7 protein-coding genes are annotated in these 13,471 nt (G+C 73.9%); 5 read left to right on the top strand and 2 right to left on the bottom strand.

From position 1 onward, the window contains the following. Positions 1 to 2: 2 nt before the first annotated feature. On the bottom strand, positions 3 to 1,994 hold the full coding sequence (locus tag AB0C78_RS26595; protein ID WP_360752642.1) for an alpha/beta fold hydrolase: 1,992 nt from the start codon (positions 1,992 to 1,994) through the stop codon (positions 3 to 5). Then, on the bottom strand, positions 1,991 to 4,789 hold the full coding sequence (gene lanL / locus AB0C78_RS26600) for a class IV lanthionine synthetase LanL (protein ID WP_360752645.1): 2,799 nt from the start codon (positions 4,787 to 4,789) through the stop codon (positions 1,991 to 1,993). The genes AB0C78_RS26595 and lanL overlap by 4 nt, the downstream gene beginning before the upstream one ends. Positions 4,790 to 5,570: 781 nt before the next feature. Here lanL and AB0C78_RS26605 point away from each other — a divergent pair. From AB0C78_RS26605 to AB0C78_RS26625, 5 genes are all read left to right on the top strand, one after another. Next, positions 5,571 to 7,136 (top strand): ABC transporter substrate-binding protein, encoded by a 1,566-nt coding sequence (locus AB0C78_RS26605; RefSeq protein WP_360752648.1) that lies wholly within the window; start codon positions 5,571 to 5,573, stop codon positions 7,134 to 7,136. Beyond that, positions 7,137 to 8,120 carry an ABC transporter permease gene (locus AB0C78_RS26610; RefSeq protein ID WP_360752650.1) on the top strand — a complete coding sequence of 328 codons (984 nt, stop codon included), beginning with the start codon at positions 7,137 to 7,139 and terminating at the stop codon, positions 8,118 to 8,120. Next, positions 8,110 to 9,006 carry an ABC transporter permease gene (locus tag AB0C78_RS26615; RefSeq protein WP_360752652.1) on the top strand — a complete coding sequence of 299 codons (897 nt, stop codon included), beginning with the start codon at positions 8,110 to 8,112 and terminating at the stop codon, positions 9,004 to 9,006. Before AB0C78_RS26610 ends, AB0C78_RS26615 begins: the two co-directional genes overlap by 11 nt. Continuing rightward, positions 9,000 to 10,466, top strand: coding sequence for an ABC transporter ATP-binding protein (locus AB0C78_RS26620; protein ID WP_360752656.1), 1,467 nt, complete (start codon positions 9,000 to 9,002; stop codon positions 10,464 to 10,466). The genes AB0C78_RS26615 and AB0C78_RS26620 overlap by 7 nt, the downstream gene beginning before the upstream one ends. Before the next feature lie 119 nt (positions 10,467 to 10,585). After that, positions 10,586 to 13,432, top strand: coding sequence for a sugar-binding domain-containing protein (locus AB0C78_RS26625; RefSeq protein WP_360752659.1), 2,847 nt, complete (start codon positions 10,586 to 10,588; stop codon positions 13,430 to 13,432). Positions 13,433 to 13,471 lie beyond the last annotated feature (39 nt).

The raw sequence follows: 13,471 nt of genomic DNA on the forward strand, positions 1-13,471 counted from the left end.
ATTCACCTCCCTTCGCCTGTCGATGCCGAGATCCGCTCCGCCGCGAGGCAGAAGCGGACCACCTCCGTCCGGAGGACCGGGGACCATGCCTGGACGACGGCGGTGTGCCCGTCGTCGACCTCGAGGTAGTCGAGGCCGGCCCCTTCGGTCCTGCCGAGTTCGAGGAGGCGCCGCCGCAGCGCCCGGGAGTGCGCGACGGGGATGACCTCGTCGCGGGTCCCGTGCGCCAGCAGCAGCGGCGCCGTGAGCGCGGCGCACGCCCGCAGGACGTCGCGTTCCGCGCCCGGCTCCGCCGCGTCGCCCGCTGCCGCGTCGCCGGTGGGCGCGCCGTCCGCCGCCGGGTCGCCGCCGGGCCGGGTGAGGCGCGCGACCCGGTCCCGGACGGGTCCGGGCGCGTCGCGGCGCAGCCCGGCGGCGGAGGTGAACGGGGCGAGCGCCACGCAGCCGGACCACAGGTCCGGGCGATGGCAGGCGGCCAGCAGCGCGAGGAACGCGCCGTAGCTGCCGCCGAGCACCACCGGTTCCGGCAGCCCGGCGTCCCGCCGGGGCAGGGCGAGGCCGTGCGCCAGGTGGACCACGTCCTCCAGGTCGGGCCCGCCCCAGTCGCCGATGACCGCGCGCAGGTGCCGCTCGCCGTAGCCGGTGCTCCCGCGCTGGTTGGGCGCCACCACCGCGATGCCGGCGGCGGCGAGGTGCTGGAACAGCGGGTCGAACTCGAACCGCCACGCCGACAGCGGGCCGCCGTGCAGCGCCAGCACGAGGTGCCGCCGCTCGCGCCAGCGCGGACCGCCGTAGACGATCGCCTCGATCGGCCCCGCGGGGCCCGCCAGCTCGACCAGCTCGGCGGTCCGCCAGGCGGCCGCGACGTCGGGCGCGCGCCGCACCGGCGCCCACCCCGTCCGCGGCGGGCGGTGCGCCGTCGCCAGCGTCGGCGGCAGGTGCGGCGCCGAGAACCGCAGGTGGATGCGGTCGCCCGTCCACGAGGCGGGCGGCCCCGCCAGCCCGGGCGGGAGGGCCACCGGCTCGACGCCGTCGTCCGCCCGGGTGTGCACGAGGAGCCGGGACGCGGCGCCCGCGACCTCGCTCAGCAGCAGGCGCGCGCCGGTGTCGTCGAAGGTCAGCGGGACCATGCCGGCGCCCGGCCGGTTGAGCGCGGCGGGGAACCGGACGCGCCCGCCGCCGGGCGACCACAGCCCGATCCGCAGCCCGCCCGTCCACTCGGCGCCGGGGCGGCCGGTGGTCACCGCGAGGGTCCGCGAGCGGCGGTCGCACGCGACGATCCGGTCGGCCGTCGCGTCCGCCACCGACCAGACCCGCCGCCAGGAGCGGTCGCGCAGGTCGACGGCTATCCCGTCGGCGCGGTGGTCCGGGGTCGCCTGGTCGAGGGCGAGCGTGCGCCCGCCGTCGAGCCACACGCCGCCCGACAGCGCGCCGGGGACCGCCATGACCGGTTCGAGCGTGCCGGTGGCGAGCGACAGCTCCCAGATCCGCGACCGGTGCTCGTCCTCGACGGTGACGAGGACGACCGTCTGCGGCGCGCCCGGGCTCGCCAGCGCGTACCCGGCGAGCATCGACGGGACCCACCACGACCGGCCGACGGTCGTGCCGCCGTGCCCGGCCTGCGCCGCGACGACCGTCCCGTGGCCGGCGGGCAGGCCGTGCGCGTCGACGCCGGGACGCACGACGAGGAGGCGGCCGTCGTCCAGCGGCAGCGGGCGGCTGTGCCGGTCGACGGGCTCCCGGCGGCCGGGGCCCGAGGCGATGGTCCCGGCGCCGAACACCCGCCGGGACGGCACGGCGCGGGCGAGGTTCCACCGCTCCAGCGTCACGTGGTCGTCGACGGCGCTCAGGCAGGCGGCCCACCGGCCGCCGGCGGAGAAGGCGAGGCCGAACCGGCTCGGGATCCCGGGGAGGGCGGGCACGGCGGCGTCCGCCGTGCCGTTCACGGTGCCGTCCGGGGTGCCGTCCGCGATGTGGTTCACGGGCGCGTTCACGGCGCCGACCCCCGCACGGCCGCCCCGGCCACCGCGTCCTCGGCCGCGCTCGCCGCGAGCGCGGCGTCCGCCATCCAGAGCCGCTCCGCGCCGTACCGCAGCCGGACCAGGAACGCCAGCACCCCGCTCAGGCCCTCGCCCCAGCTCATCGAGACGTCCCCGCGCTCGTCCGGCAGGACGATCCGGCCGTCGCGGTGCGCGCGGTTGGCGAGGATGATCCGGGCGAGCCGCCACGCGGCGGCCCGGTGCCGCGCGTCGCCGGTGATGTCGGCCATGTCGAGCAGGAAGTCGCCGTTGCCCGCGAGGCCGTGGCACTGCCCGAGCACCGCGCGCCACGACTGGTCGGTCACCGCGCGGGCGGCCAGGTCGGCCGCCTGCAGGAACCGCGCCTCGCCGGTGGCGGCGCCGAGCCGCACGAGGAACGTGCCGATTCCGGACGCGCCGTGGCACCAGTACGGCGCGGTGGGCGGGTCGCCGGTCCCGGCGCCCCACATCGCCGACCGGGGCGTGACGACCGCCGCGTCCAGCAGGCCGTCCCCGACCCGGACGGCCAGCTCCCGGTGCTCGGCGCGGCCGGTCGCCTCCGCGCAGGCGAGCAGGAAGTACCCGACGCCCGCGATGCCGTGCGCGAACCCGTAGTACGACTTGCCCGCCAGCTTCGACTCCACGTGCGCGGGGGTCCGCCAGACGAGCCCGTCCGGGCCCTCCTCGACCGACGCGGCCAGCGCGTCGGCGGCGGCGAGGGCGCGCTCGGCGAACAGCGGCCGGCCGGTCCGGGCCCACAGGTGCAGGGCGGTCATGCCGATGCCCGCGGTGCCGTGCGTGACGTCGGGGCCGGGTGCGGCGGCGGGGAGCGCCTCCGCCACCGCGACCGCCTCCTCGACGAGGCCCTCGTCGCCGAGCGCCAGGCCCGCGTCGAGCAGCGCCCACGAGACGCCGGCCGTCCCGAAGTACAGGCCGGACGGCCGCCGGGTGCCGTCCCGCAGGCGGTCCAGCATCCAGCGCGCCGCCGTGGCGGACGCGTCCGGGAGGCGCGGATCGCCGGTGTGCCGCATGTACCGCACCAGCGCGCCCATGCATCCCGCGGCGCCGTGCTGGACGCTGCACGGGTCGGGCGCGCCATGCACGCAGGACATCGGCCACAGCGCCTGCGCCGACTCCGGTTCCATGGCGGCGAGCAGCCGGCCGGTGATGCCCCTGACGGCCTGCTCGCACGCCTCGCGCAGCCACGCGTCCGGCGCGACGTCGGGCACGGCGCCCGGCCCGGCGTCCCTGCCGCCCCGGACGGGGGCGGGGGACGGTGCGCACGAGGCAAGGACGGAGCGGGCCCGTGCCGGCGTGCAGCGGCGTCCGGGGTCGTCCGCCATCAGCTCGACGAGCACCGCCTGGACGGATTCCGGCAGGTCGAGGCCCTGGGTGCGGGCCGCGAGCCATTCGGTGAGCCGCTGCGTCAGCGGCCGGGGCCGCGGGTGCTCGTCCAGGAAGTAGGGCGGCCCGCCGGTGAGGACGTAGCACAGCGTCGCGCCGAGGCTGTAGTAGTCCGCCGTCGCGTGGGGCGGCGCGCCGTCGAACTGCTCCGGGGCGCTGAAGGCGGGGGTGCCCGCCCGCAGCGGCACCTCCTCGCCGCTGCCGGCCACGGCCGCCAGCTCCAGGTCGATCAGGACCGGCGCGCCGTCCGGGCGGACCATGACGTTGTTGGGGTTGAAGTCGCGCAGGACGAGCCCGGCGGCGTGCGCCTCGATCATCAGGTCGGCCAGCCGGCGCGCCATCTCCAGCGCGGGAGCGAGGTGCGGGCCCCAGCCGGCCTCGCGGATGGAATCGGCCGTCCATTCCCGCAGCGGCGTTCCCGGAATCATCTCCTGCGCGAGGAAGAGGTGCCCGTTCTGCGTGAACAATCCGGCCGGGCGGGGCGCGATGCGCCGGTCCCGGATCCGTTCGAGTGCGCGCGCCTCCGCGCGCAGCCGGTCGCGGGTGTCGCGGCCTTCGAGATCGGCGGCGACATGCGGCCGGGCTTCTTTGAGCACCACCGCGTCCCCGGTCCGGACGTCGGCGGCGCGGTACACGCCGCCCTTGTTGGTGTGCCGGATCGCGTTCTTCACCGCGAAGTGGCCGCCGATCACGATGTCCTTTCGGGAACCGCCTTCCGCGCGGGTGACGCCGCTGCCGTTGTCGGGAAAGGGACAGCTGACCCAGGGGGGAGGGGTGTAGCGGCCGACGCGCCGATCCTCGACCGGATTCCCCTCCGGGTCGATGATCATCCAGGCGTAGAAACCGTCATTGGTGAGCCGCCGGTCCTCGGTGAAAGCGCCGTAGCGGTAATGGACGAGGCTGCCGGGCGCGTAGGGCCGGTCGGAAAGGACGCGGGGGCCCGGCAGCCCGGCGGTCGCCTCGTGCAGCGCGGCGGCGAGCCGGACGGCCTCGTCATCGCTTTCCGGGTAGACGGTGATGAACTTGCCCGAATGGCCGCGCGGCGCGTTGCGCGCGTTGAGGGCCGCGACGTAGTCGGTCGTGGCGGCGAACTTGAACCCCGAGCCGGCCCGGAGCAGCACCTCCAGGCAGCGTCCGAGGACCTCGGGCGCCGCCGCTGGGGTGGCCGTGACGTGCAGTTTCCAGCCCTGCGAGCGGCGGGGCGCCCCGTCCGGGACGGCGGTGCGCCACATGCCGGCCCGGCCGGTCCGCCACCGCCCGGGGGAGGGCGCCCGGCCGATCGCCGCCGCGAGGAGATCGGTGAGAGCCGTGTCCTCGTCCGCGGCCGCCGGGGCAGCCGAGAAGACACTGAAATTGAAATCCACCATGAGGATCTCCGCTCTCATTGCGCGTTTAGAGTGCCGCCCTACGCACGCAAAGATCGAATGCCGCCCTGATCGGGTTCGCCCGTTCCGGCGCCGGCCGGTGCTTCTCGGCGAACGGGAACACGTTAACCACGGAGTCGCCGAGAAATCCAGCCGCTCATTTTCTAAATCAAACCTATCTGGTTGGTGGGGAATATTCTTCGGCTCCATTGAACTGTGTGACTGCTGTGACCGGTGTGACGGAGGAGGCGGTCAACTGTCCGCAAGAGGACCCCTTCGGGGCTTGACCGGGGCGCTTCGCGAACTTCGATCTCGACATGAAAGTCACGTTCGAGTTGCTGTCCGCTTTCGGCCGCCCGTCCCGGCGAAAGGGCAGCTCGGCGGGCCTTTTAGCGCACCACGCCGGGTCCTTTAGCGCACCACTGCGGGGGTGGATGCGGATCAACTTCCGGTGGACGGCGGTCTCGGCCTCGGCCGAATGTAATTCTGCTGTCCGAATTTATCCGTATTGTCCGCCTGGGGGCGGGAGGCGGCCCGCGCGTGCCCTCTAATTGCGCTCGCTTCCTTCACCTTTCAGGGCGTTCGCGGGCCGACGGAAAGAAGGATGGACCGCGCCAGGAAAGCGGATCCGCTGCGCCGCCCTCGAGCCCGCTGCGCCGCCCCCGAGCCCGCCGCGCGCGTCCGGCCCGTCCCGGCCCGCCGGGGCGGGTGCGGCGGCCCGCGCCGGCCCCGGCAGTAGATGCGTGCGGTTCGCTACTGCATAGAGTTTGCAATAATGCCCGGCATGGTGAAACGTCCGGTTATGGCGGTGATGGCCGTTGTCCTGGCGGCCGCGGTCGCGTCCGCGTGCGGGCAGGGGGACGAGCCCGCCTCGGGGAAGGGGGACGGGTCGCTCACCTACGCGATCGGGGACGAGCCGGAGACGTTCAACCCCGGTCTGCAGGACGAGCACACCGACCCGGTGACCGAACTCGTGTTCCGCGGGCTGACCCGGCACGACAGGGACAACAAGGTCGTCCCCGCGCTGGCGAGGTCGTGGGACATCGCGCCCGACGGCAGGACCTACACGTTCGCGCTGCGGCCCGGCGTCACCTGGCAGGACGGGAAGCCGTTCACCGCCGACGACGTGAAGTTCACCATCGAGAGCGTCCGCGACGCGGGCGCGGACTCGCCGCTGTCGCGCAACTTCACGATGGTGAGGTCGGTCGAGGCGCCCGACCCGTCCACGGTTCGGCTGAGGCTCGACGAGCCGTTCGCGCCGATGCTGGACGCGGTGTCGATGGGCATGCTGCCGAAGCACCTCCTGCAAGGGAAGAAGCTCACCGACCCGGGGTTCGGGCAGCGGCCCGTCGGGACCGGCCCGTTCGCCCTCACCGCGTACAAGCACGGCCAGTACGCGGAGCTGACCGCGTTCGACGGCTACTACGAGGGCAGGCCGGGGCTGAAGAAGGTCGTCGTCAAGTACGTCCCGGACGACTCGGCCCGCCTGATCCAGCTCCGCAACGGCGAGGTCGACGCCGCGAACCTCGCGCCGCAGCAGGCGGGCAAGGCCGGCGGGCACCGGCTGGAGGTGTATCCGACCGCCGACTACCGGGCGCTCATGTTCAACATGAAGGACCCGGTGTTCGCCGACCGCCGCGTCCGGCAGGCGATGAACCACGCGGTCGACCGCGACGCCATCACCGGGAGCGTCGTCCTCGGCTACGGCACCCCGGCGAAGGGGCCGCTGGACACCAGCCCGTACGCCGCCGCCCCCGGGTTCGCGTTCGACCCCGCCAAGGCGGCGTCCCTGATGAAGGAGGCCGGGTACGCCAAGAACGCCCAGGGGCTGTGGGCGAAGAACGGCAGGACGGTGAAGTTCGAGCTGACGACCTTCGCCGAGGACTCGCTGCGCGTCGCGATCCTGAACGTGTCCGCCACGCAGCTCAAGCAGCAGGGGTTCGACGTCGACCCGCGCCCGCGTCCACGCGACTGGGTGCGCAAGCACTGGGGCGACCTGCAGGGCATGGTCGTCGGCTGGGGCACGCCCTATGACCCCGACTCCTCGGTGTACGGGCCGTTCGCCTCGTCGCAGGCGCTCGCCAAGGGCGGCTCCAACTACGGCTCCTACAGCAACCCCGCCGCCGACAAGGCGCTGGAGGACGGCCGCTCCACACTCGACCCCGCCAAGCGGAAGGCCGCCTACACCGCGTTCCAGCAGGCGCTCCAGGACGACCCGCCGTTCATGTGGATCTCCTACCTCAAGACCATCAACGCCGTCCCGAAGGACCTGACCGGGCCCGCGCAGCGCACGCTGGGCCACCACGGCTACGGGTTCTTCTGGAACGCCGAGACCTGGCGCTACAACTAGATGGCCCTGCGTGCGGTGCGCCGGCTGGCGACGGCGGCGCTGGTCGTCCTCGCCCTGTCGGTGGTGTGCTTCGGACTGCTGGACGCCGCGCCCGGCGACCCCGCCGCGTCCGTGCTGGAGGCGCGATCGGGCGGGCGCCCGCCGTCCCCGGCGGCGGTCGCCGAGCTGCGCGGGGAGATGGGCCTCGACGACCCGCCGCCCGTCCGGTACTGGCGGTGGGCGTCGCACGCCCTGCGCGGCGACCTCGGCACCTCGTACATGTCGGGGCGGCCGGTCACCGAGACGCTGGGCGACACCGTCCCGTGGACGCTGCTGCTCACCGCCGCCGCCGTCCTGCTGAGCTTCGCCGCGGCGCTCGCGGTCGGGCTCGTCGCGGCGCTCACCCGGCGGGCGTGGCTGCGGCGTGGCATCGACCTCCTGCTGTTCGTGATGGGCGGCATGCCCGGCTTCGTCGTCGCGCTGCTGCTGCTGTACGCGTTCGCGGCGGCGACGCACCTGATGCCGTCCGGCGGGGTCAGCCGCCCGGGGGAGCCGGTCACCGCGTACGGGCTGCTCGCCCATCTGGTGCTGCCGGCCTGCGCGCTCGCGTTCGGCCACCACTTCGGCGTGTACGTGCGGCTCGTCGAGAACGGCGTCGGACGGCTCCGGGACGCGCCGCACGTGCAGAACGCCCGCGTCCGCGGCCTGCCCCGGCGGACCGTCGTCGTCCGGCACCTGATGCGGCCCGGGCTGGTGCCGTTCACCGCCAGGCTCGGCGTCGGCGTCGGCACGCTGATCGCCGGCGTCTACGCCACCGAGGTGATCTTCTCCTGGCCCGGGATGGGCCGCGAGGCGATCACCGCCGCCCGCGCCCAGGACCACCCGCTGCTCATCGCCATCGTGCTGGTCACCGGCCTCATCGTGATCGCCGCGAACCTGGCCGCCGAGCTGATCGTCGCGGCGCTGGACCCGCGCGCCCGGACGGGACGTGCCGATGCCGCCTGACGCCCCCGCCCCCGCCTCCGCCCCCGCCTCCGCGCCGGCCCGCGTGCGCGGGCTGCTCGCCGTCCGGCTGCGGCCCCGGCGTCCCGCGCTGCTCGCCGCCGTCGCCGTGCTGGTGGCGCTGGTGCTGCTCGCCGCCCTCGCGCCGCTGCTCACCTCCCTCGACCCGGTCGCCACCGACACCTCGGCGACGTCGTTGAAGCCCGGCTCGCCCGGCCACCCGCTCGGCACCGACCTGCTCGGCCGCGACCTGTGGACCCGGATGCTCTACGGCGCCCGCACGTCCCTGCTGGTCGGGCTCACCGCCGCCGCGATCACGGTCGGGCTCGGCCTGCTGGTCGGCGGGCTCGCCGCGGTCGCGCCGCACTGGCTCGACGGCCTCATCGCGCGCACCGCCGACGTGCTGCTCGCGCTGCCGCTGCTGGTCATCGTGCTCGCGCTCGCCGCCGTCGCGGGCCCGTCCCTCGGCCTGGTGGTCGCGGCGATCGCGCTGACGAGCTGGATGCCGGTCGCGCTCATCGTCCGCGCCGAGCTGCGCAGCCGCCGCGAGCGCCTCTACGTCCGCGCCGCCTACGCGCTCGGCCTGTCCCGGTGGCAGGTGATGTGGCGGCACCTGCTGCCCGGCGCGCTGCCGCCCGTCGCGTCCATCGCCGCGTTCGAGGTCGGGCACGCCGTGCTGACCGAGTCGACGCTCAGCTTCCTCGGCCTCGGCGTCCCGCCGAACCGGCCGAGCTGGGGCAACCTGCTCACCGAGGCGCAGTCGCACCTGCTCACCGGCGAGTGGTACACGGTCGCGATCCCGGCCGCCGCCGTCGTCGCCACCATCGTCGCGGTCAACGCCGTCGCCGGCGCGGTCGCCGGCCCCTCCGACGAAGGCAGGACATGGTGACCGCCGGCGGCCTGACGATCAACGGGCTCACCGTGGACGTCCCCGGACGCCGCGTCGTGCACGGCCTCGACCTCGCCGTCCCGGCCGGGCGCGTCCTCGCGCTGGTCGGGCCGAGCGGCAGCGGCAAGACCCTCACCGCCCGCGCGATCGCCGGCCTGCACCCGCACGGCGGGACCGTCCTGGTCAACGGCCGGCCTCCGGTGCGCGGGCGGGACGTCGGGTACGCCTTCCAGGACGCGCTCGCCTCGCTCAACCCGACCGTGACCGTCCGGCGGCACCTCACCGAGACCGTCAAAGCGCACGGCACGGGGGACCCGGGCGCCGCGCTGGCCCGCTTCGGGCTCGACCCGGCGCTGGCCGCCGCGCACCCGTTCGAGCTGTCCGGCGGGCAGGCGCAGCGCGTCGCGCTCGCGCTCGCCACCGTGCACGGACCACCCGTCCTCATCGCCGACGAGGTCACCACCGCCCTGGACCCGGTCACGCAGGCGGCCGTGCTCGACCTCGTCCGCGCGGAGGCCCGCGACCGCGCCGTCCTGCTCATCACCCACGACCTGGCCGCCGCCGCGCGCTGGGCCGACGACATCGCCGTCATGCGCGACGGCCGCGTCGTCGAGCAGGGGCCCGCCGAGCGGATCCTCGGCGATCCGCGGAGCGACCTGGCCCGGGACCTGGTCGCGGCCGCCACCGCCGCACCCGTCGCGGCGGAGGCGTCGCCGCCGGGCGACGGTGAAGCCGTCTCCGTCCGGGGATTGCGGCGCGTCCTGCGGTCCCGGCGCCGCACCACCGTCGCGCTGGACGGCGCCGACCTGGCGGTCCGTCCCGGCGAGGCCGTCGCGATCGTCGGACGCAGCGGCTCCGGCAAGTCGACGCTCGTCGGCGCCCTCGCCGCCCTCGACCGTCCCGACGCCGGCACCGTCCTGCGCGGCGGCAGGGACGTCTGGGCGCTGCGCGACCGCGACCGGCGCGCCGTCCGCCGCCGGACCGGCCTGGTCTTCCAGGACCCGCTCGCCTCCTTCGACCCCCGGCACACCGTCCGGCAGGCCATCGCGGAAGCGGGCCCCTACGACGACGACCTGCTGCGCTACGTCGGCCTCGACCCCGCCATGGCGGCGCGGCGTCCCGCCACCCTGTCCGGCGGCGAATGCCAGCGCGTCGCGATCGCCCGCGCGCTCGCGCAGAAGCCCGACGTCCTGCTCGCCGACGAGCCGACCAGCGGCCTGGACGTCCTGACCGAGGAGCGCGTCCTGCGGCTGCTGACCGGCCTGCGCCGCGACCACGGCATCACGATCGCCCTGGTCACGCATGACCTCCGCGTCGCCCGCCGCATCGCGGACCGGATCGTCGTCCTGCACGCCGGACGGATCGTCGAGGACGTGCCCGCGCACGCGCTCGACGGCGCGAGCCACCCGGAGACCAGGCGGCTCCTGGAGGCCACCGCCCTCACCGCGAAGTGGACCTAGCACTACCCCCATTGGCGTCCTGGCCCTACGGCCCGGCGGGTGCCCCCGGCACGAGCATGAAGGCACACCAGCCGCCGGGAAGCGCCCCGGCTCCTGCCGCACGAAGGAGTGACGGACACATGAGCGGGTCCAGGACTCGAACCACGGCGCTGTGCGCCGCGCTCGCCCTCGCCGGGACGTTGGCCCCCGCGATGCCGGCCCACGCAATGCCGACCCACGGAATGCCGACCCACGCGTTCTCGCCGCACCGGACGACCGCGCAGAAGATCCGGTCCTCCGGGACGACGGAACTGACCTCCGGCTGGGCGATCCGGTCGTCCGCCGACACCCGCGACACCGGCGCCGAGATCTCCAAGCCGGAGTACTCCACGAAGGGCTGGCTGCCGCTGTCGCGCCCCGAGACGCTGATGGCGGGCCTGCTGGAGAACGGCCGCTACCCGAACATCTTCGACAACGACAACATGAAGAAGGTCCCGGCCGAGCAGTTCGACGCGAACTGGTGGTACCGCGAGCAGCTCACCGTCCACCCACGCAAGGACGGCCGCACGTTCCTGGTGATGAACGGCGTCTCCGGCAAGGCCGACCTCTGGATCAACGGGAAGAGGATCGCCGAAGGCGCGCAGCTCCAGGGCTCGTACGCGCGGCTGGAGTACGACATCACGCCCTACGTCCGGGACGGGGCGAACGCGATCGCGCTCGACGTCTCCCGCAACGACGAGGACATCACCAAGTTCGACACCCCCATGCGGTACCTGACGCAGAACCAGGTCGACTGGAACCCGATGGCGCCCGACCAGAACACCGGGCTGCAGTACGCGCCGCAGATCGTCCAGGAGGGCCCGGTCTCGGTCCGCAACGCGCACGTCCTCCAGGACGACGCCGCCGACCTGTCCACCGCCGACCTGACCGTCAAGGCCGACGTGCGCAACAACACCGGGACGCCGCAGCAGGTGACCGTGTCCGGGACGATCACGCACGGCTCCACCCGCATCGCCTGCAAGGCCACGGCCACGGTGCCGGCGCACGCGACCCGCACCGTCACGATCACCAAGGCGGACTGCCCCGGCCTGCACCTCAAGAACCCGGCCGTGTGGTGGCCGTACCAGATGGGCGACCAGCCGATGTACCACCTCGCGCTGGACGCGTCCGTGGGCGGGACGGTCTCCAGCACCGCCGCCGAGGACTTCGGCATCCGGACGGTCACGTCCCGGCTCACCAAGCCCGTCCCCGGCAAGACGCACGGCAAGGACGGCTACCGGCAGTTCATCGTCAACGGCAAGCCGCTCGTCATCCGCGGCGCCGGATGGTCACCGGACCTGTTCCTGCGCTACTCCCCGTCCAACGTGTCGAACCAGATCTCCTACATCCGGAACATGGGCCTCAACGCGGTCCGGTTCGAGGGCAACTTCCCGCCGGACGACATGTTCGCCCAGCTCGACCGGGCCGGTGTTCTCGCGATGCCGGGCTGGCAGTGCTGCGCGCTGTGGGAGGGCAAGTCGTCGACCTGGTCGGACGACGTCAAGGCCAACGCGTCCAACCAGGCGGGCAGGATGGCGGAGCGGCTCCGCGACCACCCGAGCGTCTTCACCTTCTTCCAGGGCAGCGACGATGCGCCCGACGCGGAGAAGGAGGCCCTCTTCCTCAAGGCGTTCGCGAAGGCCGACTTCCGGCTCCCGCAGGTCGCCGCGGCGGAGTACAAGTCGTCGCCGAAGCTCGGGCCGGCCGGCACCAAGGAGGGCGGCTACAACTACTTCCCGCCGAACGCCCTGTGGAACAACAAGCGCGAGACCGTCAACACCAACGACCCGACGCTCAGCATGACCGGCAGCGCCTGGGGCTTCGACACCGAGGTCAGCACCGGGAACACGATCCCGACGCAGGACTCGCTGAACCGCTTCCTTTCCCCGGATGAGCAGAAGAAGATCTGGGACCCGGCGACCGCGCAGGGCCAGACCGCCGGCCAGGACATGTACCACACGTTCTTCTACTCCGACTACACGCGCCTGTCCCGGATGGGCGTCTACAACACCCCGCTGTGGCACCGGTACGGCCCCTGGAAGGACGCCGGCTCGTACCAGAAGACCGTCCAGCTCGGCCAGTACGAGGTGACGCGCGCGCAGTTCGAGTCGTACATCGGCAACTCCACCGACAAGGCGAACCCCAGCACCGGAATCATCTACTGGATGCTGAACAAGGCGTGGCCGTCGCTGCAGTGGAGCATGTACGGCTCCGACTTCGACCAGCCGGGCGTCTACTTCGGCGCCAAGAAGGCCAACGAGCCCGTCCACGTCATGTACTCGTACGACGACGGTTCCATCAAGGTCGCCAACCTGACCGGCGCCCGCCAGGACGGCCTTCGCGCCACTGCGCAGATCATCGACCTCGACGGCAAGGTCCGCGCGACCGCGAGCGCGCCCGTCGGAGCCCTGGGCAGCCAGGACGTCCGGACCGTCCTGCACCCGAAGGTCCCCGCCGGGATCTCCAAGACCTACTTCGAGAAGCTCACCCTCACCCGCGGCTCCGAGGTCGTCAGCCGCAACGTGTACTGGCTGTCCACCAAGGCCGACCAGGTCGACTGGCCGAAGACCCACGCGCCCGGCAAGTACACCCCGTCCAACGGGTTCGCGGTCTTCCAGAAGGACGGCTACGCCGACCTGACCGGCCTGCGCTCCCTCAAGCCCGCCGACATCAAGGTCCAGGCCACCACCCGCCGCGAGGGCGGCGAGATGGTGACGAGCGTGACCGTCCGCAACGTCGGCCACGGCGGCGCCCCAGCCCTGTTCACCCGCGCCGACCTGTTCGCCGGCGGCAAGCAGGTGCTGCCGATCCGCTGGAGCGACAACGACGTCACGCTCTGGCCCGGCGAGCAGCAGACCATCACGGCCCGCTACTCCGCCACGTCCGGTAAGCCCGACGTCCGCGTCAACGGCTTCAACGTCCCCGAGCAGACCCGCCACGCAGGCTGAACCCGGCGCGAAGGCCGGACGGGCTCGCCGCCCGTCCGG

Source organism: Actinomadura sp. NPDC048394 (genome assembly GCF_040651755.1).
Taxonomy (GTDB): Bacteria; Actinomycetota; Actinomycetes; order Streptosporangiales; family Streptosporangiaceae; genus Spirillospora; species Spirillospora montaniterrae.

Coding starts and splice junctions, on each gene's coding strand:
- AB0C78_RS26620 (WP_360752656.1), top strand. CDS start 9,000: ATGGTGACCGCCGGCGGCCTGACGATCAACGGGCTCACCGTGGACGTC.
- AB0C78_RS26615 (WP_360752652.1), top strand. CDS start 8,110: ATGCCGCCTGACGCCCCCGCCCCCGCCTCCGCCCCCGCCTCCGCGCCG.
- AB0C78_RS26605 (WP_360752648.1), top strand. CDS start 5,571: ATGGTGAAACGTCCGGTTATGGCGGTGATGGCCGTTGTCCTGGCGGCC.
- lanL (WP_360752645.1), bottom strand. CDS start 4,789: ATGGTGGATTTCAATTTCAGTGTCTTCTCGGCTGCCCCGGCGGCCGCG.
- AB0C78_RS26610 (WP_360752650.1), top strand. CDS start 7,137: ATGGCCCTGCGTGCGGTGCGCCGGCTGGCGACGGCGGCGCTGGTCGTC.
- AB0C78_RS26625 (WP_360752659.1), top strand. CDS start 10,586: ATGAGCGGGTCCAGGACTCGAACCACGGCGCTGTGCGCCGCGCTCGCC.